This is a genomic window from Brevundimonas sp. (assembly GCF_046295595.1).
Lineage (GTDB): Bacteria > Pseudomonadota > Alphaproteobacteria > Caulobacterales > Caulobacteraceae > Brevundimonas.
Window position 1 is genome coordinate 80583 of sequence record NZ_JBKBMX010000002.1, and the last position, 23038, is coordinate 103620.

Genomic DNA, 23038 nt, shown 5'->3' on the forward strand with positions numbered 1-23038 from the left:
CGGCCGGCGCGGCGGTTCAAGGCCGTTCGCGCCGCCGATTGACTGCAAGCCCGGGGACCTTGACCATATGGCGATGAAAGCCCCGATCACCCTGCCGACGTCCTCTGTCGCCCGCAATGCGCTGGTGGCCATCGCCGTCGTCGCCACCGGGGCCGCGGTCTACTGGCTGCGCGATATCCTGACGCCGCTGGCCATGGCCATCTTCCTGCTGATCATGATCGACGGGGTGAAGCGGTTTATCGAGGAGCGGACCGGCATTCCGCACCGGTTCGCCGGGACCGCCGCCCTGATCCTGGTCGTGGTGCTGTTCTTCGCCTCGATCTGGGTGATCGTGAACGGCGCCGCCGGCTTCTTCAGCGAGGCGAACGGCGTGACCTCGCGGATCGGCCCGCGCATCGACCAGATCCTGATCGATGGCGCCCGGGTGCTGGGGGTCGAGACCGTGCCGACGGCGGCGGAGCTGATGAACCAGCTGGATCTGCGCAGCTACCTCGCCGACGCCGCCCTGCAGGCCCAAGGGGTGCTGACCGGCGCCTTCTTCGTGATGATCTATCTGGCCTTCCTGATCGCCTCGCAGTCGGGCTTCCGGCGCAAGATCGTCGGCATGTTCCCCGACCGCACCGCGCGCGGCGAGGCGCTGGAGGTGTTCGAGCGGGTGCGCGGCGGGGTCGAGGGCTATCTGTGGGTGCAGACCGTCACCGGGGCGATGATCTGCGCCGCGGCCTGGTTGCTGATGCGGGCCGTGGGGCTGCAGAACGCCGAGTTCTGGACCTTCGTCATCTTCATCGTCGGCTTCATTCCGGTGCTGGGCGGGGCGGTGGCGGGCCTCGCCCCGCCGCTGTTCGCCCTTGTCCAGTTCGAGAGCTACTGGCCGGCGGTGATCCTGCTGGTCGGGCTGCAGATCATATTGTTCATCAGCGGCAACCTGATCCAGCCGCGCATGCAGGGCGACAACCAGAACATCGACCCGGTGGTGGTGCTGCTGTCGCTGGCCTTCTGGGGCAAGATCTGGGGCGTGGTCGGCATGTTCCTGTCGACGCCGCTGGCCGTCATGGCCATGGCCATCCTGGCCGAGTTCAAGGGCTCGCGCTGGATGGCCATCCTGCTGTCCGGCGACGGCGAGCCCTATGCCGACTCCGAGGCGACGAAGGCCCCGCCGCGTCGCCGCGTCAACCCGCCGCAGGCCGGGCCTGATTGAGCCGTTCCCGCGCCCTTGATTGGCCACAACCGGCGCCTATCTCAGCCCTGTCGCCGCGGCCCCCCTCCCCCCCAAGCCGCGGCGCGCAAGATCGGCGCCTCCCCTCCCCCCTCCTAGGGCGCCGGTCCGAACAGGCCGCCGGGCGAAAGTCCGGCGGCCTAGTCGTTTCTGGTTCCGGGCGAGGACCACAGGGGGCGCGATTTCGTCTCATTTCGGGCTTCCCGTCGCCAGACCGCTGGCCTAGTGGACCCCCGTCCCGACGGTGTGGCTTGCCCAAGCGGCGAAGCGGCCTAGTCTGGCGACGTTCCAGGCGGCCCGTCAGCGGTCGCGATACACAAAGAGACCTCCATGCCCGGCGCCACCGCCCCCACGCACCCTCAGGCGATCACCCTGGAGGCGCTGGAGGCGAATTTCGCCGCCGCGATCGGCGGCCCGGCGACCGAGGGCGCCCGCGCCTATCTGGTCCAGGCGCATGACGACTATGTCGCCGACGAGACGCCGGAACTGAGCGGCTCCGACCTGGCCCATCTGCTGGCCTCGGTGTGGCGCACGGCGGCCGGACGACGGCCGGGCGACGCGGCCCTGATCACCCTGGGGCCGTTGACCGGGGCCGACGGGCACAACGTCGGCTATGACACCATCGCCATCGTCCAGGACGACCGGCCCTTCCTCGTCGACAGCGTCATGGGCGAATTGGCCGAGGTCGGCGTCACCGTGCGCTCGATGTTCCACCCGATCGTCGAGATCGACGGGGTCCGCACCTCGGTGATCATCGTGGTCATGGACCCGACGCCGCAGGAGCGGCGCGACGCTCTCGGCGAGAGCCTGGCGGCGACCATGGCTGACGTGCGCGCCGCAGTCGCCGACCACGGGGCGATGAACGCCCTGATGGCGCGGTCCATCGCCCATCTGGAGGCCGGGGTGGCGGGGGTCGACCCGGACATCCTGGCCGAGAACCTGGCCTTCCTGCGCTGGCTGGAGGCGGATCATTTCGTCTTCCTCGGGGCCCGCGACTACGACTATCCGCGCACGGCCGACGGCGGGTATGAGGCCGAGGCGCCGCTGTCGCAGTCGGGCGCCGGCCTCGGCGTGCTGGCCGATCCGGAGCGCACCGTGCTGCGCCGCGCCAACGAGCCGGCGGTGCTGACCCGGTCGATGAAGAAGCAGCTGAACCTGTCCGAGCCGGTGACGGTGGCCAAGGCCAACGCCCGCTCGCGGGTGCATCGCCGCGCCTATATGGACTATATCGGGGTCAAGCGGTTTGGAGCGGACGGCAAGCCCTCGGGCGAGACCCGCTTCGTCGGCCTGTTCACCGTCGAGGCCTATGACAAGACAGCCAACGAGGTGCCGCTGCTGCGCCGCAAGGTGGCCAACGCCCTCGCCCGCGCCGACAAGGTCGCCGGGTCGCACAGCCACAAGCGGCTCAAGAACATCCTCGAAAACTATCCGCGCGACGAGCTGTTCCAGATCACCGAGGACGAGCTGCTGGAGATCGCGCTGGGCATCTTGCACCTGCACGACCGGCCGCGGATCAAGAGTTTCACGCGCAAGGATCCGTTCGACCGCTTCGTCTCGGTGCTGACCTTCATTCCGCGCGAGCGGTTCAATCCGGGGGTGCGCGAGCGCATCGGCCGGATTCTGGCCAACGCCTGGGGCGGCCGGCTGTCGGCCTGGTATCCGCAGCTGTCGGACCAGCCGCTGGTGCGCATCCACTACATCATCGGCGTGACCCCGGGCGAACACCCCTGCCCCGACCCGGCCGCGCTGGAGGCCGAGATCGCCGAGGCCGGGCGCAGCTGGGTCGACCGGTTCGAGAGCGCCCTGCGCACCGCCGACGTCGACGACGTCCAAGTCGGGCCGCTGAGCGCCCGCTGGGCCTGGGCCTTCGGGGCCGGCTATCGCGACCGCTACAGCGCCGACGAGGCGGTGCGCGACCTGCAGGCGGCCGACGGGCTGAACGCCACGGGCCTCAATGACGGCGGCGAGCCGGTGGCGGTGCGGGCCTTCCGCAACGCCTCCGACGGGCCGCTGAATTTCCGCTTCAAGCTCTACCGTAGGGGCGCGGCCGTTCCGCTGTCGGACGTGCTGCCGGTGCTGGCCGACATGGGGCTGAAGACGCTCGAGGAATGGGGCCATGCCCTGTCGCCCCAAGGCGGTCCGTCGATCCACGTGCACGAATTCCTGCTCGAGGACCCGCGCGGCGGGGACCTGCATTTCGACGATGTGCGCGAGCCGTTCGAGCAGGCCTTTTCGGCCGTCTGGACCGGACGCACCGAGAGCGACGGCTTTAACCGGCTGGTGCTGGAGCTGGGCGTCGGCTGGCGCGAGGCGGCGCTGGTGCGCACCCTCGCCCGCTATCGCCAGCAGACCGGTCTCGACCCCAGTCAGGCGGTGCAGGAAGAGGCGCTGCGCGACTATCCGGCCGTGGCGCGCGGTCTGGTGTCGCTGTTCCACGCCAAATTCGATCCGGCGGCCGGCGGCGACGCCAGGGAGCGGGCGGCGGCGGTCAAGGAGCAGGCCGACAAGCTGATGGCCCTGCTGCAGGCGGTCAAGAGCCTCGACCACGACCGGGCCCTGCGCCGGCTGGCGCTGCTGATCCTGGCGATCAAGCGGACCAACTATTTCCAGACCGGGGCCGACGGCGCGCCCAAGGCGCATATCTCGATCAAGATCGCCTCGCGCGAGCTGGACGACCTGCCGCTGCCCAAGCCGTTCCGCGAGATCTTCGTCTGGGCCCCGCATATCGAGGGCGTGCATCTGCGCTTCGGGCCGGTGGCGCGCGGCGGGCTGCGCTGGTCCGACCGGCGCGACGACTTCCGCACCGAGGTGCTGGGCCTGGTCAAGGCGCAGCAGGTCAAGAACGCCGTCATCGTGCCGGTCGGCTCCAAGGGCGGCTTCTATCCCAAGGGGCTGCCCGCCGTGGTCCGCGCCGGCGGCGACCGCGACGCCCAGCAGGCCGAGGCGATCCGCGCCTACCGCACCTTCCTGTCCGGCCTGCTGGACATCACCGACAACATCCTCGCCGACGGCTCGGTGGCGCATCCGGCCGAAGTGGTGCTGTGGGAGGGCGACGACCCCTATCTGGTCGTGGCCGCCGACAAGGGCACGGCGACCTTCTCGGACATCGCCAACGGCATTTCGGCCGACTACGGCTTCTGGCTGGACGACGCCTTCGCCAGCGGCGGCTCGGTCGGCTACGACCACAAGGAGATGGGGATCACCGCCCGCGGCGCCTGGGAGGCGGTCAAGCGTCACTTCCGCGAGATGGGCAAGGACATCCAGACCGAGCCCTTCACCGTCGTCGGCGTCGGCGACATGAGCGGCGACGTGTTCGGCAACGGCATGCTGCTGTCGAAGGCGATCAAGCTGGTCGCGGCCTTCGACCACCGCGACATCTTCATCGATCCGAATCCCGATCCGGCCGCGTCGTGGGTCGAGCGGGCGCGGTTGTTCGAACTGCCGCGCTCGTCCTGGCAGGACTACGACAAGAGCAAGATCTCCAAGGGCGGCGGGGTGTTCCCGCGCTCGGCCAAGTCGATCGAGTTGTCGCCCGAGATCAAGGCGGCGCTGGACATCGCCGAGGACGTGCTGGACCCGGCGGCGCTGATGAAGGCGATCATCAAGGCGCCGGCCGAGCTGCTCTATTTCGGCGGCATCGGCACCTATGTGAAGGCGGCGCACGAGACCGACCTGCAGGTCGGCGACAAGGCCAATGACGCGATCCGCGTCGACGGCGTCGATCTGCGCGCCCAGGTCATCGGCGAGGGCGCCAATCTGGGCATGACCCAGGCCGGGCGGATCGGCTTCGCGCGCAACGGCGGCCGGCTCAACACCGACGCCATCGACAACTCGGCCGGGGTCGACAGCTCCGACCACGAGGTCAACATCAAGATCCTGACCGGTGCGGCGATCGCCTCAGGGGCGCTGAAGTCCGAAGACCGCAACGCCCTGCTGGCCTCGATGACCGAGGAGGTCGGGCTCAAGGTGCTGGTGCACAACTACGACCAGACCCTGGCCATCAGCCTGCAGGAGGCCGAGGGCGTCGGGGCGCTGGATTCGCAGCAGCGCTTCATGCAGTGGCTGGGCGGCAAGGGGAAACTGGACCGCAAGGTCGAGGGCCTGCCCGACGACGTCAGACTGGCCGAGATGAAGGCCGCCGGTCAGGCCCTGACCCGGCCCGAACTGGCGGTGCTGACGGCCTATTCCAAGATCGAGCTGTTCGACGACGTGGTCGCCTCGACCGCGCCGGACGATCCCTTCTTCCACCGCACTTTGGTGCGCTACTTCCCCGAGCCGCTGGCCAAGTTCGAGGCCGACATGCAGCGGCACCGGCTGAAGCGCGAGATCATCTCGACTGTGATGTCGAACGAGATCGTCAACCTGTGCGGCCCGACCTTCCCGGAACGGCTGCGGCTGTCGGCCCAGTGCGACACCGGGGCCATGGTCACCGCCTTCGAGGCGGCGCGGCAGGTGTTCCGCCTCGACCAGGCGTGGGACGAGGTGTCGGCGCTGGACCTGAAGATCTCGGCCGAGGCCCAGATCGCCCTCTATCGCGAGATCTCGACCGTGCTGCGCCGCCAGACCTTCTGGCTGGCCCGCCGCGCCACGCGGGACGGGGCCTCGGTCGAGAGCCTGATCGCCGCCTATCGCCCGGCCGCGGACGCCCTGCGGGCCGCCGGCGGCAGCGTGCTGTCGCGCTTCGAACAGGCCCAGCTGGAAGGCCGCATCGCCGCCTTCACGGCGCACGGGGCGCCGGACGCCATGGCCCGCGACTTCGCCATGCTGCGGCCGCTGGTGGCCACGGCCGACATCGGCGATCTGGCCCGCGAGGCCGGCTGGCCCGAGCCGGCCATGGCGACCCTGTACCACCAGGTCGGGGCCGCCTTCGATTTCGACCGGCTGCGCGCGGCGGCGGGGGCGGTGCCCTCGGCCGATCATTTCGACCGGCTGGCGGTGCGCCGTCTGATCGAGGACCTGATGAACGAGCAGCTGATGTTGACGCGGGCCGTGGCCCGCTCGACCGACGCCTCGGTCGGGGCCACCGAACTGTCGGCGGAACAGGCGGTCGACCGCTGGATCGGGCCGCGGCTGAAGACGGTGGAGGGGGTGCGCGCCTCGGTTGACGAGATCGAGGCCTCGGGCTCGGGCTGGACCTTCGCCAAGCTGACCATCGCCAACAGCGCCATCCGCGAGATCGCGACCTCGGCGAGCTAGGGGGGGGCGGCCGACCCCCCATTCCGCTCGTCCCCGCGAAGGCGGGGATCCAGCGGCTTGCGTGGTCCAGCGCCAGGATGCCGGTGGTCTCATGACCTGAAGCGCCATGCTGGACAGGACTGGATCCCCGCCTTCGCGGGGATGAGCGGGAGTATGGGGACGGGCTCCGGATCGCTTCGCGCGCGCGCTTCCGATCTGCTAGCGTACCGTGTGAGGGAGAGGGCCGCCGATGCCGCGTAAGTTTCTGGTCGTGGTCGACGACAGCCCCGAGTTCGAGGCGGCGCTGCGCTATGCGGCGCGGCGGGCGCGGTCGACCGGGGGCCATCTGGTCATGCTGCGGATCATCCCGGCGGCGGCCTCGGACGCCCACTGGGCCGGGGTGCGCGAGGAGATCGAGCGCCAGACCCGGGCCGAGGCCGAGGCCTCGCTGAACACCTGGGCGGCCGAGGCGGGGGAGCGCTCGGGCTCGATTCCCATCCTGCTCATCGAGCGTGGCGAGCCGCAGGCCTGTATCCGCAAGGTCGTCGGCGAGGATCCCGACATCAAGATTCTGGTGCTGGCTTCCGGTTCTACGGCCCCGGGACCGCTGGTCGCGGCGGTGGTCAAACAGGGCGCGGCCTTCACCGGGCGCAAGCTGCCGGTGACCATCGTGCCGGGGGAATTGACGGAGAAAGAACTGGAGGACCTGGCGTAGAGCCCCGTTTTCTCCCTCCCCGTCCCGGGGAGGGTGGCTGGCGCGCAGCGACAGCCGGGTGGGGACGGCCGGCGACCGCGCGGCCCGCCCCGGCCGCCCCCCCCCCGGGGGGGGGGGGGGGGCGCCCACCCACCCCCCCCGCGGGGGGGGGGGGGGGGCGGGGGGGGGGCGCGGCCCGGGGGGGGGGCCACGGCCGGGGCCCGCGCGGCCCTGCCGGGCCGCCCCCACCCTGTCGTCGCTGCCGCGCCGACATCCCTCCCCGGGACGGGGAGGGAGAGGGGCCGGGTCTTGAACCCACCCGCCGGCGAGCGCATCTGAGGCGCATGTTCATCCAGACCGAAGCCACGCCGAACCCGAACGCGCTCAAATTCCTGCCGGGCCGCGAGGTTTCGGCCGGGCCGCGCGAATTCCTGACCATCGACCAGGCCGCGGTCTCGCCGCTGGCCGAGGCGCTGTTCCAGCTGGAGGGCGTCGCCGGGGTGTTCTTCGGCTCGGACTATGTCTCGGTGACGCGCCATCCGGCCGGGCCGGACTGGAGCCAGATGAAGGCCCCGATCCTGGCGACGGTGATGGATCATTTCGTCTCCGGCGCGCCGCTGCTGCGCGAGGGCGCGGTCGAGGGCGGCGAGGCCGGGGTCGAGGACAGCGAGATCGTCGCCGAGATCAAACAGCTGCTGGACAGCCGCATCCGTCCGGCCGTGGCCCAGGACGGCGGCGACATCCTGTTCGACAGCTTCGACCTCGAAACCGGGGTTCTGTCCCTGCGCCTGCGCGGCGCCTGTGCCGGCTGTCCGTCGTCCTCGGCGACGCTGAAGGCCGGCGTCGAGCAGATGATGAAACACTATGTGCCGGAAGTGACCCGCGTCGAGCAGGTGCTTTAGGCAAGGGGCGCTAACGCTCGCGACGCGGTCGCTCGCTGCTTGAGCGCGGGTTGGGCCCTTCGCCGATAGTGCGACGCTGAAACAAATCCGTCCTCGCTTCCGGCGGGGGACGGCGCCATCATCCCCGCATGCCCCGGTTCGAGAGCGACAGCAACGCCCGGCGCCTCGGCGAGGCGCTCGCCGCCCTGCGCCGCGAGCAGGGCCTGAACCAGGCCGAGGCCGGCGAGCGGCTGGGCATGACCAGCCAGGGCTGGGGCCTGTATGAATCGGGCAAGCGGCCCAGCCTGTTCCGGCCCGATGTGCAGCGGCGTTTCACGGCCGCCATCGGCGCCTCGCCCGAGGCCCTCGCCCTGAAGCTGGCCGAAACCGCCGCGTCGCCGGGCGTCCCGCCGATCGGGTCCGCGTCGCAGGGTCTGGAGAGCCGGGGTCGGGTCTTCGCAGGGCTGGAACCGGCCGGGGCGACACGCCGGCTGCAGCTGTCCAACGACGATCTCGCGCCCTGGGCCGCGTCGGGCGTGGTGGTCGAATACGCCCCCGGTCGCTGGCCGCGGCGCGATCAGGGCTGCGTCATCGAAATGGCCGACGGCGAGCTGCGGGTGCGGCTGTACGACAGCGCCGACGCCGAGGCCCTGACGGTGCGCGGGATCGGCGGCGGCGAGGAACGGATCGCGCGCACGGCGACGCGGCAGGTCTCGGCTGTGATCGCGCGACTGGATGTCTGAATGAAACGTTTTGGTTGCGATGATCGCGGTTTCATGAAACGCTTCTGTCCTCAGCAGGGAGGGCCAGACCATGGGCAGGACCGGGGGACCGGAAGAGGTGGACGCCTTCGTCGGCGCGCGAATCAGCCTGCGGCGCTCGGCCATGGGCCTGTCGCAGACCGCCCTGGCGCAGCAGATCGGCATCAGCTTCCAGCAGGTGCAGAAATACGAGACGGGGCAGAACCGCATCTCGGCCTCGCGGCTGCATCGGGTGGCGACGGTGCTGGCGACCTCGGTCGAGGCCTTCTTTCCGCCGGTGCAGACGGCGCGCGGGCCTTCCGACACCGGCTGGGAGGCGCTGCGTCACATCACCGCGACGGCGGACGGGAGGGCGGTGGCGACGGCCTTTCCGCTGATCGAGGACCGCGAGCTGCGCAGGGCGGTGGCGCGGGTGGTGCGGGCGCTGGCCCGGGACGACTGAGGGCGTCGGGACGCACGACCGGCGCGAGGGCGGCCGCGTGAGGGTGCTGGTCATCGATACGGCGCTGGGGCTGTGCAGCGCCGGGTTGTTCGCGGTCGAGGCCGGCGGGGCGCGGCCGCTGGGCCTGCGCTCCGAGGTCATGACCAAGGGGCATCAGGAGCGGCTGGGCGGGCTGGTGCGCGACGCCGTGGCCGAGGCGGGCGGCTTCGGCGTCGTTGACCGGATCGGCGTCACGGCGGGGCCGGGGTCGTTCACCGGTCTGCGGGTCGGTCTGGCCTTCGCCCAGGGGCTGGGGGCGGCGCTGGACCGGCCGGTGATCGGGATTTCGACGCTGGACGCGCTGGCCGCCTCGGCCGGGCCGCTGCCGGCGGCGGCGGCGCTGATCGACGCCCGACGCGGACAGGTCTATGCGCGCTTCTGGCGGGGCGGCGAGGCGCAGGGCGCGGCCGAGGCCCTGTCGATCGAGGCGGCGCGGGACCGGGCGCGGGCGCTGGAGCCGGGGGCGGGGCTGATCGGCTCGGGCGCGGCGCTGATCGCGAACGACGTCGCGGGCGCGGCGGTGTTCGCCCTCGAGGGACCGGCGCCGGAGGCCATCGCGCGGCTGACGGCGGCGGCCGATCCGGCGGCGAGCCCGCCGCGGCCGCTGTATCTGCGCGCGCCCGATGCGACGCCGCCGACGCGTCTGCCGGGCCAGCCGCGGCCGCCGGCGGCATGAGCGTCGAGGCGGCTCCCGACCCGGCGGAGCGGGCGGCGCGGCTGGCGGCGGTCCACGCCGAGGCCTTCGCCGGGCCGCACGACGCGCCGTGGAGCGCGGCGGCGTTCGCCGACCTGCTGGGCCAGGCCGGGGTGTTCGCGGTGGAAGCGGCGGACGGCTTCATCCTGATGCGGGCCGTCGCCGACGAGGCGGAGATCCTGACCCTGGCGGTGCGGCCGGAGGCGCGGCGAGCCGGGCAGGGCGGGCGGCTGGTCGGCGAGGGGGTGCTGGCGGCGACGGCGCGCGGCGCGGTGCGGGTGTTCCTCGAGGTGGCCGAGGACAATGCGGCGGCGCGGGTGCTGTACGCCCGGGCCGGCTTCGTCGAGGCGGGGCGACGGCCCGGCTATTACGCCGGCGCCGACGGCGGGCGGCGCGACGCCCTGCTTCTGGTTCTCAACTTGTCTCCGGCGCTTCCCTAGGCCGCCCGGCCCGCCTATCCTGTCGCCATGGACCGGATCGAGAAGCTTTGCGCCGAGCGCGGCATGCGCATGACCGAACAGCGGCGCGTCATCGCCCGGGTGCTGTCGAGCGCCGAGGACCACCCCGATGTCGAGGAGCTGTACCGCCGCGCCTCGTCGATCGATCCGCACATTTCGATCGCCACCGTCTACCGCACCGTGCGGCTGTTCGAGGAGGCCGGCGTGGTCGAGAAGCACGACTTCGGCGACGGGCGCAGCCGCTATGAGGAGGCGGGCGACGATCACCACGACCATCTGATCGACACCCGGTCGGGCGAGGTGATCGAATTCTTCGACGCCGAGATCGAGCGGCTCAAGACCGAGATCGCCGAACGGCTCGGCTTCGAGCTGATCGGCCACAAGCTGGAGCTCTACGGCACGCCGATCGAGGGGGCCGAGCCGTCCAAGCGTGACGGGCTGATCTTCAAGCGCCACGCCGCACGGATCGACCCGGACAAGATTGATCCGGCCGATCTCGACTAGCGGGGCCGCGGCCATGGCGCGAACGGCGCGGCCGCACTAAAAGTCGCGCATGACCGAGACCCTGGTTGCAGCACCGGAGACGGACGAGGCGGGCGCCGCGCCGAAGCGGCTGTTCATCAAGACCTACGGCTGCCAGATGAACGTCTATGACTCGGGGCGCATGGCCGATGTGCTGCGCCCGCTGGGCTATGCGCCGACCGACACGGCCGAGGACGCCGACTTCGTCATTCTGAACACCTGCCACATCCGCGAGAAGGCGGCCGAGAAGGTCTATTCCGAACTGGGCAAGTTGCGCGAGATGCGCGACCTGCGGCTGGCGGCGGGCGGGGCGCGGATGACCATCGCCGTGGCCGGCTGCGTCGCCCAGGCCGAGGGCGAGGAGATCATGCGGCGTCAGCCGGCGGTCGATCTGGTCGTCGGACCGCAGGCCTATCACCAGCTGCCGGAGCTGCTGACCCGCACGGCGCGGGCGCGGGGCGAGCGGATCGGGGCCGATTTCGCGCCCAATGAGAAGTTCGACGCGCTGCGGGTTCCGCGCGGCGGGGAGGGGGTGACCGCCTTCCTGACGGTGCAGGAAGGCTGCGACAAATTCTGCAGCTTCTGCGTCGTGCCCTATACGCGCGGCGCCGAATGGTCGCGGCCGGTCGCCGATGTGCTGGCCGAGGCGCGCGAACTGACGGCGCGCGGCGTGCGCGAGGTCACCCTGCTGGGCCAGAACGTCAACGCCTATGACGGCGAGGGTCCGGACGGGACGCCGTCGACGCTGGCGCGGCTGGCATATGCGCTGGCGGAGATCCCGGGGCTGGACCGGATCCGCTATACGACCAGCCACCCGAACGACATGTCCGACGACCTGATCGCCGCCCATGGCGAGCTGGAGGCGCTGATGCCGTGGCTGCACCTGCCGGTGCAGTCGGGCTCGGACCGCATCCTGCGGCTGATGAACCGCAAGCACGGGCGGACGAAATATATCGAGCTGGTCGAGCGGATCCGGGAGGCGCGGCCGGACATGGCGCTGTCGGGGGATTTCATCGTCGGCTTCCCGGGCGAGACCGAGGCCGATTTCGAACAGACGATGGATCTGGTGCAGCGCGTGACCTACGCCGGGGCCTTCTCCTTCATGTATTCGCCGCGCCCGGGCACGCCGGCCGCGACCATGGCGGGACAGGTTCCGGAGACGGTCAGCCGTGCCCGGCTGCATGCGCTGCAGGCCCTGCTGACGGAACAGCAGATCGCCTTCAACGCGACCCAGGCGGGACGGACCCTGCCGGTGCTGTTCGAACGCAAGGGCCGGCACCCGGGCCAGGCCGTCGGCCGCTCGCCGTATCTGCAATCGGTTCACGTCGATGACGCGGATCATCTGATCGGCCGGATCGTTCCGGTGATGATCGAGAGCGGCCAGCAGAATTCCCTGACCGGCCGGCTCCAGCACAAGGCGGCCCATGGCGCGTGAGAGTGAGTTCCTGGCGTTGGATGACGCCGCCGTTCGGGCGGTGACGGGGCCGCACAGCCGGCACGTCGCCCTGATCGAGGACGCCTACAAGGTCCTGGTCGAAACGCCCGGCGGCGGGGTCACCATCAACGGCTCGACGCGCGACCGGGCCCAGGCCAGGCGGGTCATCGAGACCCTGGCGGCGCGCTCGACCACCGGGGCCGAGATCACCGAGGCCGATGTGCGCACGGCGCTCGGCGCGGCGGCGACCCAGCCGCGGGCCGGGCAGGGTACGGTGGCGCCGGGGGCCATCGCCCTGCCGGTCGGACGGCGTGGGGCGATCGCGCCCAAGACGGCGGCCCAAGCCAACTATCTGGACCTGCTGTCGCGCTGCGAACTGACCTTCGGCGTCGGCCCGGCGGGGACCGGCAAGACGTTCCTCGCGGCGGCCTATGGCGCCTCGCTGCTACGGCGCGGCCAGGTCGACCGGCTGGTCATCACCCGGCCGGCGGTCGAGGCTGGCGAGAAGCTGGGCTTCCTGCCCGGCGATCTGAACGAGAAGGTCGACCCCTATCTGGCGCCGATCTGGGAGGCGCTGAACGACATTCTGGGGGCCGACGACGTGCGCCGGCGGCGCGACAAGGGCGAGATCGAGGCGGCGCCGATCGCCTTCATGCGCGGCCGGACGCTGGCGCACGCCTTCATCATCGTCGACGAGGCGCAGAACACCTCGCGGTTGCAGATGAAGATGGTGCTGACCCGTCTGGGCGAGGGGGCGCGGATGGTGGTGACCGGCGACCCGTCGCAGATCGACCTGCTGAACCCGCGCGACTCCGGCCTGCGCCACGCCCTGCGCATCCTCGAGGACGTGAAGGGGGTCGGGGTGCAGCGCTTCCAGGCCCAGGACGTCGTTCGGCACGCCATGGTCGAGCGTATCGTCCGCGCCTATGACGCCGATTCGGCGAAACATCGGCCCGCCGCCGACCTCGAGGATCCGGATTCGGACTCGGGCGCATGATCGAGGTCGAGATCGAGGACGCGGCGTGGACGGCGGCCCTGCCGGATGCGGCGGGCGTGGTCGAGCGGGCGGCGACGGCGGCGCTCCGGACGGTCGCGGGCGACGTCGTCGTGCTGCTGACCGGTGACGCCGAGGTGCGCGACCTGAATGCGCGGTTCCGCGAGCGGGATCAGCCGACCAATGTGCTGTCGTTTCCGGCGGCGGACATGACGCTTCCGGGGCAGGCGCCGCATCTGGGCGATCTGGTGCTGGCCTATGGCGTCTGCGCGGCGGAGGCTACGGCCCAGGGCAAGACCCTGGCTGACCATCTATCGCACCTGACCGTCCACGGCGTGCTGCATCTGCTGGGGCGCGATCACGCGGCCGACGGCGAGGCCGAGGAGATGGAGGCCGAGGAGCGGACCATCCTTGCCAGTCTGGGCGTCGCCGACCCATACAGGGCCGATGCTCAAGCTTGACCCCGCCTCCCGCCGCGACCGGCTGATCCTGCACTACGGCCGCATCGCCCTGGCGTTGCTGGCCGGGGCCGGCGCGGCCCTGGCCCATCCGCCGTTCGGTTTCCTGCCCGGCCTGCTGGGCTATCCGCTGCTGATGCTGCTGGCCGAGCGGTCGGCGACGCCGCGCGGCGGCTTCTGGATGGGCTGGCTGGCCGGCTTCGCCTATTTCTTCATTAGCTGCTGGTGGGTGGCGGAGGCGTTTCTGGTCAATCCGGCCCAGGCGTGGATGGCGCCCTTCGCCGCCTCGCTGCTGCCGATCGGCCTCGGCCTGTTCTGGGGCGCGGCGACGGCCCTCTATCAGCGTTTCGCGCCCGGCGGCGTGGTCCGGGTGCTGGTCTTCGCCGGCCTGTTCAGCCTGCTGGAATGGCTGCGCGGCCATGTGCTGACCGGCTTTCCGTGGAACCCGGCCGGGGCCAGCTGGGCGGCCGGATCGCCGGCGTCGCAGTTCGCCGCCGTGGTTGGCGTCTATGGCCTCAGCCTGGTGACGGTGGCGGCGATTTCGGCCGTCGGGCCGCTGGCGGGGCCGGGGCCCCGCAAGGCCCGGGTCGGCGCCGCCGTGCTGGGGGTGCTGGCGCTGGCCGCCCTGCTGGTCGGCGGGACGGTGCGGCTGTCGGGCGCGCGGCTGGCCTTGACCGATACGGTGGTGCGGATCGTCCAGGCCGACGTGCCGCAGGAGTCGAAATGGTCGCCCGAGGCCTATCGCGGCATCGTCGACCGCTATGTGAACCTGACCGCGCGCCCGGGGGCGGTGGTCCCGGACGTGGTGATATGGCCGGAGGGATCCCTGCCGGCCTCGGCCAATCAGGTGTTCGCCCCCGGATCGCCGGACGCCGCGGCCATAGCCCGGGCGGTGCGGCCGGGCCAGAGCCTGATCCTCGGCCTCGGCCGCGGTGTGGCCGACCCCGAAGCGCCCGACGGGGCCCGCTATTACAACAGCCTGCTGGCCCTGACCGGCGAGGGCGGCGAGGGCCTGAAGATCACCGCCGCCTATGACAAATACCGGCTGGTGCCGTTCGGCGAATTCCTGCCGGCGGGTGGGCTGCTGGGCGCGCTGGGCGTGCGCAGCCTGACGCATATGCCGCTGGATTTCAGCGCCGGTCCGCGCCCGGCGCCGATCTCCATTCCCGGCCTGCCCCGGGTGCAGCCGCTGATCTGCTATGAAAGCCTGTATCCCGGCTTCACCCCCGGCGGGGCGGCGCGACCGCAGTGGATCGTCAACATCTCCAACGACGCCTGGTTCGGGCGGACTTCGGGGCCGCTGCAGCATCTGAACCTGGCCAGCTATCGCGCCATCGAGACCGGCCTGCCGGTGGTGCGCTCGACCCCGACCGGGGTCTCGGCGATGATCGATCCATGGGGCCGGGTGGTCGGGGAGCAGCGGCTGGAGCCGGGCGAAAGCGGCGTCATCGACGCCCGCCTGCCGGCCCCGACGGCGGCGACCCTGTATGGGCGGTTCGGCGACCTGCTGTTCGCCCTGGGGCTGCTTGTGGCGCTGGCGCCGCTGGTCGGCTGGCGGCGGCTTATCGTCCGCGCACGACGCTGATTTCCCGCCTGTCGGGCGAGTTTCGCGTCCGCGGTGAAGCTTCGGCGGGGCCGCGCTACCGGGGATTGCGTGAAGCGGGAATCCGGGCGTTTTTCCGTGACAGCGGGCCCGAGCAGGCGCATTCAGGGGGCGCTATACCCAGAAGAGGGCAAGACGAACCATGGCCAGAGGCAAGGGCGAGGACGGACCTCATCCGGTTGACCGGCACGTCGGCCGGCGCGTCTGCGAAAAGCGACTGGCGCTCGGCTATAACCAGAGCGATCTGGGCCGCGCCCTCGGTCTGACCTTCCAGCAGATCCAGAAATACGAGAAGGGCGCCAACCGGATTTCGGCGTCCAAGCTCTGGGACATCGCCCGTTTCTTCAAGGTCGACATCGGCTATTTCTTCGAGGGTCTGGACGGCGTCCAGGCGGCCGGGGTGGCCGAGGGCGGCGCGAGCTTCGATCACGGCCATCCGGCCACCCGCTACACCATCGAGATCGGCCGACTGGCGCCCCAGCTGTCAACGCGGCGGCAGAAGCTGGCGCTGGAGCTGGTCCGCGAGATGGCCGACGAGGCCGGGACAGACGAGGCCTGAGACTCCTATTCGGCCGATGACTCCCGCCGCCGCCCGAAGGCGGGCGCGGCGGCCTTCTGCTCGGCCCAGTAGGCCACGCCGTCGCGCGGCTTGAACATGGTCTTGGCCACGCCCTCGCGCGACACCACGGCGAAGGTGTTGCTGGAGGCCTGGTAAAGCAGGACATCGCCATTGGGCCGCTCGACCCGCTCCGTTCCGGCCGGCGGGCGCTCGGTGAAGGCCCGCACCTTGTCGAGATAGTCTTCCGCCGAGGCGGCGCCGAAGTCGGCGCCGTTGCGCTCGAACAGCCGCGCGACCTTGGCGTCCGCCGTTTCGCGGCGATTGGCGGTGAGCGCCGGTTTCGCCGTTTCGGAACCCTCGGCCGCCGCAGGCGGTCCCGCCGCCGAGGTCAGCACCGCCTCGGCCCCGTCGGCCGCCCGATCCCGCGTCTCGACCGCCGAGCCGCCGTTGCCGCAGGCCGTCAGCCCGAGCATCGCCAGGCCGAGCAGCCCTGCCGCCGCCGTTCTCCCCGCCGTCCGTCCGCCCCTGTCCGTCATTGCAGCCTCCAGTGGTCTCCATGAGCGCGGACACCATAACGTTGTTATCCTGTTCCTGCAATGTTCTTGTTCCGGCAATGTTCTTGTTCGGGCGTCTCTCGACGCCACGGGGCCGGGTCGCTAGATCAGGGCCATGACCCAGGCCTCGCTGACCGGACGCAAGATCCTGCTGATCGTCGGCGGCGGCATAGCCGCCTACAAGGCGCTGGCGCTGGTGCGGCTGCTCAAGAAGGCCGGGGCCGAGGTGATGAGCCTGCTGACGCCGGCGGGGGCCGAGTTCGTCACGCCGATGTCGCTGGCCGCCCTGACCGGCCATCCCGTGCGCCAGGCCCTGTTCATGCCCGAGGACGAGACGGCCATGGGCCATATCGAGCTGTCGCGCTGGGCCGATCTGGTGGTGGTGGCGCCGGCGACGGCGGGGTTGATCGCCAAGGCCGCCAACGGGATGGCCGACGATCTCGCCTCGACCACCCTTCTGGCCACCGACAAGCGGGTGCTGCTGGCCCCGGCGATGAATGTGCGGATGTGGCTGCACCCGGCGGTCCAGGCCAATGTCGAGCGGCTCAAGGGGTTCGACGGCTTTCACGGCGTCGCCGTGGTCGGGCCGGACGAGGGCGAAATGGCCTGCGGCGAGTTCGGCCCGGGCCGGATGGCTGAGCCGGAGGCGATTCTGGCGGCGATCGGGGACTTGCTGGGCGGGCCAGACGGGCGGCCGCTGGCGGGCCGCCACGCGGTGGTGACGGCCGGACCGACGTTCGAGCCGATCGACCCGGTGCGCGGTCTGACCAACCGTTCCAGCGGCAAGCAGGGCTACGCCATCGCCGAAGCGCTGGCGGCGCTGGGGGCGCGGGTGACGCTGGTGTCCGGGCCGGTGGCCCTGTCGGCGCCGGTCGGGGTCGACCGGGTCTGGGTCGAGACGGCGCGGGAGATGACGGCGGCCGTGGAGGCGGCGCTGCCCGCCGACATCGCGGTGATGAGCGCTGCCGTGGCCGACTGGCGGGTCGACGGCGTGGCCTCAGGCAAGATCAAGAAGGCCCCCGGCGGGCCGCCGTCGCTGGCCCTGATCGAGAACCCCGACATCCTCGCCGGGGTGTCGGGGCCCGGTCCGGCGCGGCCGACGCTGGTCATCGGCTTCGCCGCCGAGACCGCCGATCTGGAGGCCAACGCCCGGGCCAAGCTGTCGCGCAAGGGCTGCGACTGGATCGTCGGCAATGACGTCTCGGACGATGTGTTCGGGGCCGACGGCAATGCCGTGACCCTGTTCACCCGCGGCGGGTCGATCGAGGCCTGGCCGCGCCAGTCGAAGACCGAGGTGGCGCGGAAGCTGGCCGCCCGGATCGCCGACCATTTCAAAGCCTGAGGATACGCCGCCCATGACGACCGTTCGCGTCGAACGCCTGCCGCACGCCGAGGGCCTGCCCCTGCCGGCCTATGAGACCGGCGGGTCGGCCGGGATGGATTTGCGCGCGGCGGTGGCGGAGGCGACGCCGCTGACGCTGGAGCCCGGCGCCCGGGCGCTGGTGCCGACGGGGCTGAAGATCGCGCTGGAGCCGGGGTTCGAGGCCCAGGTGCGGCCGCGCTCGGGGCTGGCGCTGAAGCATGGGCTGACCTGCCTCAACTCGCCGGGCACGATCGACAGCGACTATCGCGGCGAGGTCGGGGTGATTTTGATCAACCACGGCCAGGAGCCGTTCGTGATCCGGCGCGGCGAACGCATCGCCCAGATGGTCATTGCGAAGTGCGAACAGGCGGCCATGGTCGAGGTCGCGGCGCTGGACGAGACGGCGCGCGGCGCCGGCGGTTTCGGCTCGACCGGACGATAAGCGGAGCCATTCAGGCGAACCTGCGTTAACCCTGCTCACGGCCAAGCTGGCCGCAGCAAGACGGAGGTCGGCGTATGGAGTCCCTGCTGGATTCGATCGGTGCGTTTCTGAACGGAATCTTCGGCCTCGCCCAGGGCGGGTTCGACAGCGTCAACCAGATCATGGGGCTGGTCATCGCGGTGATCGCCACCCTGATGATGCCGGCATGGCGCAGCCTGTGGGGCACGGCCCTGGGGGCGGCGCTGGTGCATATCCTGATCGGCGTGCTGCGGCCGCTGCTGGACGGCGGGGCGGTGGTGCTGCCGGACCTGCTGAGCCTCGGCTTCTGGATGACGGTGCTGGCCCTGTTCCTCGGCTATGCGATCGTCATCGCCGTGTTCTTCTTCATCAAGACGCTGCTGACCGGCGGGTTCGGGCGGCGGCGGCGGGTGCACTGATCGGCATTCCTCCCCCGAGCGAAGCGGAGGGGGAGGGGGACCGCGAAGCGGTGAAGGGGGCCTGGTTCAGACCCCGGCTTTCGCCGAAGGCCCCCTCCACCATCCTTCGGATGGTCCCACTCCCCCTGCGGGGGAGGAATGACGACCCGCTACGCCTGCCGGAAACCCAGCACGTCCTGCATGTCGTATAGCCCCGGCTTGCGGCCGCGGACCCAGGCCGCGGCGGCGACGGCGCCCTTGGCGAAGAGGGAGCGGTCGATGGCCGAGTGGCTGAGCGTCAGGGTCTCGTCCTCCGAGGCGAACAGGACGGTGTGTTCGCCGATGACGCCGCCGGCGCGCAGCGAGGCGAAGCCGATCCTGCCGGTCTCCCGTTCGCCGGTGATGCCGTCGTACGGCGGGCTGCGGACGTCGGCGAGATCCTCGCCGCGGCCGTTGGCGGCGGCCTCGCCCAGCATCAGGGCGGTGCCGGACGGGGCGTCGGCCTTCTTGCGGTGATGCGTCTCCAGCACCTCGATGTCCCAGTCGGCGGCGTCCAGCCGCTGGGCGGCGTGTTCGACCAGACCAATCAGGATGTTGACGCCGAGCGAGAAATTGCCGCTGCGGACGATGGCGATCCTTTCCGACGCCTTGTGGATGTCGCTCTCCTGCTCGGGCGTCAGGCCGGTCGAGCCGATGACGAGGGCGGGGCCGCCGCGATCGGCGCAGAGGCGGGCCAGTTCGACCGAGGCGTCCGGGGTGGAGAAGTCGATGACCACGTCGCACAGCGACAGGTCGGGGGTCTCGCCGCGGTCGAACCGGGCGGCGACGACGACGTCCTCGCGGGCGTCCAGGGCGGTGGAGACGGCGCGGCCCATGCGGCCGCGGGCGCCGGAGATGCCGGCGTGGAAGATGGCGCTCAAATCAGTCCCCTGAACATGTCGGCGACACTGTGAAGGCTTTCGCGGCCGGCGTCATCCTCGCCGGGCGGGCGGCCTACTGCGTCGCCTCGGCGCCGAGGATGTCGGCCCAGAAGCGCTTGGCCTTGCCGGCGAAGGACGAGTTGCGCGGCGTCTGGGTGTCGCCCAGCGAGGCGGCCAGTTCTTCCAGCAGCTCCTTCTGGCGCGGCGTCAGATCGGTCGGGGTCTCGACGAACAGCTCGACGACCAGGTCGCCGCGGTTCTTGCCGTTCAGATGCGGCATGCCCTTGCCCTTGATGCGCACGGTGCGGCCGGTCTGGGCCCCGGCGGGGACGCTGACCGGCGCGCGGCAGCGGCCGTCGCAGGCCTCGGAGGTCAGGCACGGGGCCTCGATCTCGCCGCCGAGGGCCGCGGTGGTCATCGGCACCGGCACGGTGACCAGCAGGTCGAGGTTGTCGCGCTCGAACAGTTCGTGCGGCGTCACCGACAGGAAGACATAGAGATCGCCGCGCGGACCGCCGCGTTGCCCCGCGTCGCCCTCGCCCGACAGGCGGATGCGCGAGCCGTCGTCGACCCCGGCCGGGACCTTGAGCTGCAGCTTGCGGTTCTTGCGCACCTGGCCGTGGCCGGCGCAGCTGGTGCAGGGCTCGGCGATCATCTGGCCGTGGCCGCCGCAGCGCGGGCAGGTGCGCTCGACCTGGAAGAAGCCGTTGGCGGTGCGGACGCGGCCAGCGCCCTGGCAGGTGGTGCAGGTGACCGGCTTGGTGCCGGCCTTGGCGCCCGAGCCCTCGCAGGTCTCGCAGGTCGCGGTGGTCGGCACGGCGATCTCGACCTCGGCGCCCTTGTAGGCCTGTTCGAGGGTGATCTCGAGGTCGTAGCGCAGGTCCGAACCGCGTCGGGGCCCATGCTGGCGGGCGCCGCCGCCCTGACGGCCGCCGAAGACGTCGCCAAAGGCGTCGCCGAAGACCTGGGAGAAGATGTCGTTGACGTCGGCGAAGCCCTGGCCCTGGCCGAACGGATTGCCGCCGCCGCCGCCGTTGACGCCGGCGTGGCCGAAGCGGTCGTAGGCGGCGCGCTTCTGGTCGTCGGACAGGACGCTGTAGGCCTCGGAAATCTCCTTGAACCGCGCCATGGCGTCCTCGCAGCCGCCGTTGCGGTCCGGATGATGCTCCATGGCCAGTTTGCGATAGGCGGATTTCAGCCCGGCGGCGTCGATGGTCCGCTCGACACCCAGAATCTCGTAATAGTCACGCGTCGCCATCTGGCGTTCGTCCTCTTACCCTGCCGACGATCCGCCTCTTGCCGGGCGAATGGATCGAAACGGCTGCCCGGGCTGACATGGGGCCCCGGAAAAATGATGCAAGTTTCGTGCAGCGATCCCTCCCCCGGCGCGTCGCGCCGGAGGAGGGAGGGCTCTGTGGCCTCTTAGGCGCTCTTCTTCTCGTCGCCGTCGGCGTCCGGGGAGACTTCCTCGAACTCGGCGTCGACCACGCCGTCGTCGGCGGGGGCGTCAGCCGCCCCGTCCTCTCCGGCACCCTGGGCCGAGGCGTACATGGCCTCGCCCAGCTTCATCGAGGCCTGGGCCAGGGTGTTGGTCTTTTCGCGGATGGCTTCCGGATCGGTCCCGTCCTTGGCCGTCTTCAGGTCGGCGATGGCCGCCTCGATGGCGGTCTTGCCGGCTTCGTCGATCTTGTCGCCGTGTTCGGCCATGGCCTTTTCGGTCGAGTGGATCAGGCTGTCGGCCGAGTTCTGGGCCTCGACCAGTTCCTTGCGGGTCTTGTCGGCCGCGGCGTTGGCCTCGGCTTCCTTGACCATCTTCTCGATGTCGGCGTCCGACAGGCCGCCGTTGGCCTGGATGCGGATCGACTGTTCCTTGTTGGTCGCCTTGTCCTTGGCGGTGACGTGGACGATGCCGTTGGCGTCGATGTCGAAGGCGACCTCGATCTGCGGCATGCCGCGCGGCGCCGGCGGAATCCCCATCAGGTCGAACTGGCCGAGGATCTTGTTGTCCTGGGCCATCGGCCGCTCGCCCTGGAAGACCCGGATGGTCACGGCCGACTGGTTGTCGTCGGCGGTCGAGAAGGTCTGGCTCTTCTTGGTCGGGATGGTGGTGTTGCGCTCGATCAGCGGGGTGAAGACGCCGCCGAGGGTCTCGATGCCCAGGGTCAGCGGGGTCACGTCCAGCAGCAGCACGTCCTTGACGTCGCCTTGCAGCACGCCGGCCTGAACGGCGGCGCCGAGGGCCACGACCTCATCCGGGTTGACGCCCTTGTGCGGCTCCTTGCCGAAGAAGGCCTTCACGGCCTCCTGCACCTTGGGCATGCGGGTCATGCCGCCGACCAGAACGACCTCGTCGATGTCCGAGGCCTTCATCCCCGCGTCCTTCAGCGCCTTGGCGCAAGGCTCGATGGTGCGCTGGACCAGGTCGTCGACGAGGGCTTCCAGCTTGGCGCGCGACAGCTTGATGTTCAGGTGCAGCGGGCCCGAGGCGTTCATGGTGATGAACGGCAGATTGACCTCGTACTGGGTGACCGAGGACAGTTCCTTCTTGGCCTTTTCGGCCTCTTCCTTGAGGCGCTGCAGGGCCAGTTTGTCCGAGCGCAGGTCGACGCCCTGTTCCTTCTTGAACTCGTCGGCCAGATAGTCGACGAGGCGCAGGTCGAAGTCCTCGCCGCCCAGGAAGGTGTCGCCGTTGGTCGACTTCACCTCGAACACGCCGTCGCCGATCTCGAGGATCGAGACGTCGAAGGTGCCGCCGCCGAGGTCATAGACGGCGATCTTCTGGCCGTCGTTCTTGTCGAGGCCATAGGCGAGGGCGGCCGCGGTCGGCTCGTTGATGATGCGCAGCACCTCGAGGCCGGCGATCTTGCCGGCGTCCTTGGTCGCCTGACGCTGGGCGTCGTTGAAATAGGCCGGGACGGTGATGACGGCCTGGGTGACGGTCTCGCCGAGGTAGGCCTCCGCGGCCTCCTTCATCTTGCCCAGGGTGTAGGCCGAGACCTGCTGGGGCGAATAGTCCTTGCCGTGGGCCTTGACCCAGGCGTCGCCGGTCGGGCCCTTGACGATCTCATAGGGCACCATGTCCTTGTCCTTCGCCACGACGGGGTCGGAGAAGGCGCGGCCGATCAGGCGCTTGATGGCGAAGAAGGTGTTGGTCGGGTTGGTCACGGCCTGACGCTTGGCGGGCTGGCCGACCAGCACCTCGCCATTGTCCTGGATCGCGACGACCGACGGGGTCGTGCGGTTGCCTTCCGCGTTCTCGATGACCTTGGGGTTCTTGCCGTCCATGACGGCGACGCACGAGTTCGTGGTGCCCAGGTCGATGCCGATGATCTTGGCCATGTTTTGGTCTTTCACTCCATGTCAGCGGGCGGTGCGGCGGCCTTTTAAAGCGAAGCGCCGCGCGTGACCGCCC

At 70.7% G+C, this 23038-nt stretch carries 21 protein-coding genes; 17 read left to right on the forward strand and 4 right to left on the reverse strand.

Features of this window, described 5'->3' with window-relative positions; all coding sequences use genetic code 11:
• The first annotated feature begins 67 nt into the window (after positions 1 to 67).
• The 14 genes from ACK4JY_RS01590 to ACK4JY_RS01655 all read left to right on the forward strand — a co-directional run bounded on the left by ACK4JY_RS01590 (position 68) and on the right by ACK4JY_RS01655 (position 15931).
• Complete coding sequence (locus ACK4JY_RS01590; protein ID WP_409602446.1) at positions 68 to 1198, forward strand: AI-2E family transporter; 1131 nt, start codon at positions 68 to 70, stop codon at positions 1196 to 1198.
• Between the two features lie 348 nt (positions 1199 to 1546).
• Positions 1547 to 6412: an NAD-glutamate dehydrogenase gene (locus ACK4JY_RS01595; protein ID WP_409602447.1), complete on the forward strand. Its 4866-nt coding sequence runs from the start codon at positions 1547 to 1549 to the stop codon at positions 6410 to 6412.
• A gap of 229 nt (positions 6413 to 6641) precedes the next feature.
• Complete coding sequence (locus tag ACK4JY_RS01600; RefSeq protein ID WP_409602448.1) at positions 6642 to 7106, forward strand: universal stress protein; 465 nt, start codon at positions 6642 to 6644, stop codon at positions 7104 to 7106.
• 323 nt (positions 7107 to 7429) lie between these two features.
• Positions 7430 to 7987, forward strand: a complete 558-nt coding sequence (locus tag ACK4JY_RS01605) for a NifU family protein (RefSeq protein WP_409602449.1) — start codon at positions 7430 to 7432, stop codon at positions 7985 to 7987.
• A 128-nt stretch (positions 7988 to 8115) separates the two neighbouring features.
• On the forward strand, positions 8116 to 8709 hold the full coding sequence (locus tag ACK4JY_RS01610; RefSeq protein ID WP_409602450.1) for a helix-turn-helix transcriptional regulator: 594 nt from the start codon (positions 8116 to 8118) through the stop codon (positions 8707 to 8709).
• 70 nt (positions 8710 to 8779) lie between these two features.
• The gene (locus ACK4JY_RS01615) at positions 8780 to 9169 is read left to right on the forward strand and encodes a helix-turn-helix domain-containing protein (RefSeq protein WP_409602451.1); all 390 of its coding nucleotides are present in this window, start codon (positions 8780 to 8782) and stop codon (positions 9167 to 9169) included.
• Positions 9170 to 9206: 37 nt separating this feature from the next.
• Positions 9207 to 9884, forward strand: coding sequence for a tRNA (adenosine(37)-N6)-threonylcarbamoyltransferase complex dimerization subunit type 1 TsaB (tsaB, locus tag ACK4JY_RS01620; RefSeq protein ID WP_409602452.1), 678 nt, complete (start codon positions 9207 to 9209; stop codon positions 9882 to 9884).
• Positions 9881 to 10342 carry a GNAT family N-acetyltransferase gene (locus ACK4JY_RS01625; protein WP_409602453.1) on the forward strand — a complete coding sequence of 154 codons (462 nt, stop codon included), beginning with the start codon at positions 9881 to 9883 and terminating at the stop codon, positions 10340 to 10342. The genes tsaB and ACK4JY_RS01625 overlap by 4 nt, the downstream gene beginning before the upstream one ends.
• A 27-nt stretch (positions 10343 to 10369) precedes the next feature.
• Complete coding sequence (locus ACK4JY_RS01630; protein ID WP_409602454.1) at positions 10370 to 10864, forward strand: Fur family transcriptional regulator; 495 nt, start codon at positions 10370 to 10372, stop codon at positions 10862 to 10864.
• Between the two features lie 49 nt (positions 10865 to 10913).
• Complete coding sequence (miaB, locus tag ACK4JY_RS01635) at positions 10914 to 12317, forward strand: tRNA (N6-isopentenyl adenosine(37)-C2)-methylthiotransferase MiaB (protein ID WP_409602455.1); 1404 nt, start codon at positions 10914 to 10916, stop codon at positions 12315 to 12317.
• Positions 12307 to 13314, forward strand: coding sequence for a PhoH family protein (locus ACK4JY_RS01640; protein ID WP_409602456.1), 1008 nt, complete (start codon positions 12307 to 12309; stop codon positions 13312 to 13314). Before miaB ends, ACK4JY_RS01640 begins: the two co-directional genes overlap by 11 nt.
• Positions 13311 to 13772: an rRNA maturation RNase YbeY gene (ybeY, locus tag ACK4JY_RS01645; RefSeq protein WP_409602457.1), complete on the forward strand. Its 462-nt coding sequence runs from the start codon at positions 13311 to 13313 to the stop codon at positions 13770 to 13772. The genes ACK4JY_RS01640 and ybeY overlap by 4 nt, the downstream gene beginning before the upstream one ends.
• Positions 13759 to 15354, forward strand: a complete 1596-nt coding sequence (gene lnt, locus ACK4JY_RS01650) for an apolipoprotein N-acyltransferase (protein ID WP_409602458.1) — start codon at positions 13759 to 13761, stop codon at positions 15352 to 15354. The genes ybeY and lnt overlap by 14 nt, the downstream gene beginning before the upstream one ends.
• A 160-nt stretch (positions 15355 to 15514) precedes the next feature.
• Positions 15515 to 15931, forward strand: coding sequence for a helix-turn-helix domain-containing protein (locus ACK4JY_RS01655; RefSeq protein WP_409602459.1), 417 nt, complete (start codon positions 15515 to 15517; stop codon positions 15929 to 15931).
• A gap of 5 nt (positions 15932 to 15936) precedes the next feature.
• Here the strand turns inward: ACK4JY_RS01655 and ACK4JY_RS01660 are convergent, their stop codons facing one another.
• Positions 15937 to 16467 (reverse strand): S-type pyocin family protein, encoded by a 531-nt coding sequence (locus ACK4JY_RS01660; RefSeq protein ID WP_409602460.1) that lies wholly within the window; start codon positions 16465 to 16467, stop codon positions 15937 to 15939.
• A gap of 133 nt (positions 16468 to 16600) precedes the next feature.
• Here ACK4JY_RS01660 and coaBC point away from each other — a divergent pair, with 133 nt between their 5' ends.
• The 3 genes from coaBC (at position 16601) to ACK4JY_RS01675 (ending at position 18727) form a co-directional block, all read left to right on the forward strand.
• Positions 16601 to 17827, forward strand: coding sequence for a bifunctional phosphopantothenoylcysteine decarboxylase/phosphopantothenate--cysteine ligase CoaBC (gene coaBC / locus ACK4JY_RS01665; protein ID WP_409602461.1), 1227 nt, complete (start codon positions 16601 to 16603; stop codon positions 17825 to 17827).
• Positions 17828 to 17840: 13 nt separating this feature from the next.
• Complete coding sequence (gene dut / locus ACK4JY_RS01670) at positions 17841 to 18290, forward strand: dUTP diphosphatase (protein WP_409602462.1); 450 nt, start codon at positions 17841 to 17843, stop codon at positions 18288 to 18290.
• A 74-nt stretch (positions 18291 to 18364) separates the two neighbouring features.
• Positions 18365 to 18727, forward strand: coding sequence for a hypothetical protein (locus ACK4JY_RS01675; RefSeq protein WP_409602463.1), 363 nt, complete (start codon positions 18365 to 18367; stop codon positions 18725 to 18727).
• A gap of 149 nt (positions 18728 to 18876) precedes the next feature.
• Here the strand turns inward: ACK4JY_RS01675 and dapB are convergent, their stop codons facing one another.
• The 3 genes from dapB to dnaK all read right to left on the reverse strand — a co-directional run bounded on the left by dapB (position 18877) and on the right by dnaK (position 22965).
• The gene (gene dapB / locus ACK4JY_RS01680; protein WP_409602464.1) at positions 18877 to 19626 is read right to left on the reverse strand and encodes a 4-hydroxy-tetrahydrodipicolinate reductase; all 750 of its coding nucleotides are present in this window, start codon (positions 19624 to 19626) and stop codon (positions 18877 to 18879) included.
• 73 nt (positions 19627 to 19699) lie between these two features.
• Complete coding sequence (gene dnaJ / locus ACK4JY_RS01685; RefSeq protein WP_409602465.1) at positions 19700 to 20884, reverse strand: molecular chaperone DnaJ; 1185 nt, start codon at positions 20882 to 20884, stop codon at positions 19700 to 19702.
• Positions 20885 to 21048: 164 nt separating this feature from the next.
• Complete coding sequence (gene dnaK / locus ACK4JY_RS01690) at positions 21049 to 22965, reverse strand: molecular chaperone DnaK (RefSeq protein WP_409602466.1); 1917 nt, start codon at positions 22963 to 22965, stop codon at positions 21049 to 21051.
• Positions 22966 to 23038: the final 73 nt, after the last annotated feature.

Bases quoted from the DNA above. Each gene is read 5' to 3' on its own strand.
- ACK4JY_RS01660 (WP_409602460.1), bottom strand. From the start codon at position 16,467: ATGACGGACAGGGGCGGACGGACGGCGGGGAGAACGGCGGCGGCAGGG.
- ACK4JY_RS01600 (WP_409602448.1), top strand. From the start codon at position 6,642: ATGCCGCGTAAGTTTCTGGTCGTGGTCGACGACAGCCCCGAGTTCGAG.
- ACK4JY_RS01675 (WP_409602463.1), top strand. From the start codon at position 18,365: ATGGAGTCCCTGCTGGATTCGATCGGTGCGTTTCTGAACGGAATCTTC.
- miaB (WP_409602455.1), top strand. From the start codon at position 10,914: ATGACCGAGACCCTGGTTGCAGCACCGGAGACGGACGAGGCGGGCGCC.
- dnaJ (WP_409602465.1), bottom strand. From the start codon at position 20,884: ATGGCGACGCGTGACTATTACGAGATTCTGGGTGTCGAGCGGACCATC.
- ACK4JY_RS01615 (WP_409602451.1), top strand. From the start codon at position 8,780: ATGGGCAGGACCGGGGGACCGGAAGAGGTGGACGCCTTCGTCGGCGCG.
- ybeY (WP_409602457.1), top strand. From the start codon at position 13,311: ATGATCGAGGTCGAGATCGAGGACGCGGCGTGGACGGCGGCCCTGCCG.
- lnt (WP_409602458.1), top strand. From the start codon at position 13,759: ATGCTCAAGCTTGACCCCGCCTCCCGCCGCGACCGGCTGATCCTGCAC.
- coaBC (WP_409602461.1), top strand. From the start codon at position 16,601: ATGACCCAGGCCTCGCTGACCGGACGCAAGATCCTGCTGATCGTCGGC.
- dut (WP_409602462.1), top strand. From the start codon at position 17,841: ATGACGACCGTTCGCGTCGAACGCCTGCCGCACGCCGAGGGCCTGCCC.
- ACK4JY_RS01625 (WP_409602453.1), top strand. From the start codon at position 9,881: ATGAGCGTCGAGGCGGCTCCCGACCCGGCGGAGCGGGCGGCGCGGCTG.
- ACK4JY_RS01590 (WP_409602446.1), top strand. From the start codon at position 68: ATGGCGATGAAAGCCCCGATCACCCTGCCGACGTCCTCTGTCGCCCGC.
- ACK4JY_RS01640 (WP_409602456.1), top strand. From the start codon at position 12,307: ATGGCGCGTGAGAGTGAGTTCCTGGCGTTGGATGACGCCGCCGTTCGG.
- ACK4JY_RS01610 (WP_409602450.1), top strand. From the start codon at position 8,116: ATGCCCCGGTTCGAGAGCGACAGCAACGCCCGGCGCCTCGGCGAGGCG.
- ACK4JY_RS01605 (WP_409602449.1), top strand. From the start codon at position 7,430: ATGTTCATCCAGACCGAAGCCACGCCGAACCCGAACGCGCTCAAATTC.
- ACK4JY_RS01595 (WP_409602447.1), top strand. From the start codon at position 1,547: ATGCCCGGCGCCACCGCCCCCACGCACCCTCAGGCGATCACCCTGGAG.
- ACK4JY_RS01655 (WP_409602459.1), top strand. From the start codon at position 15,515: ATGGCCAGAGGCAAGGGCGAGGACGGACCTCATCCGGTTGACCGGCAC.
- dnaK (WP_409602466.1), bottom strand. From the start codon at position 22,965: ATGGCCAAGATCATCGGCATCGACCTGGGCACCACGAACTCGTGCGTC.
- ACK4JY_RS01630 (WP_409602454.1), top strand. From the start codon at position 10,370: ATGGACCGGATCGAGAAGCTTTGCGCCGAGCGCGGCATGCGCATGACC.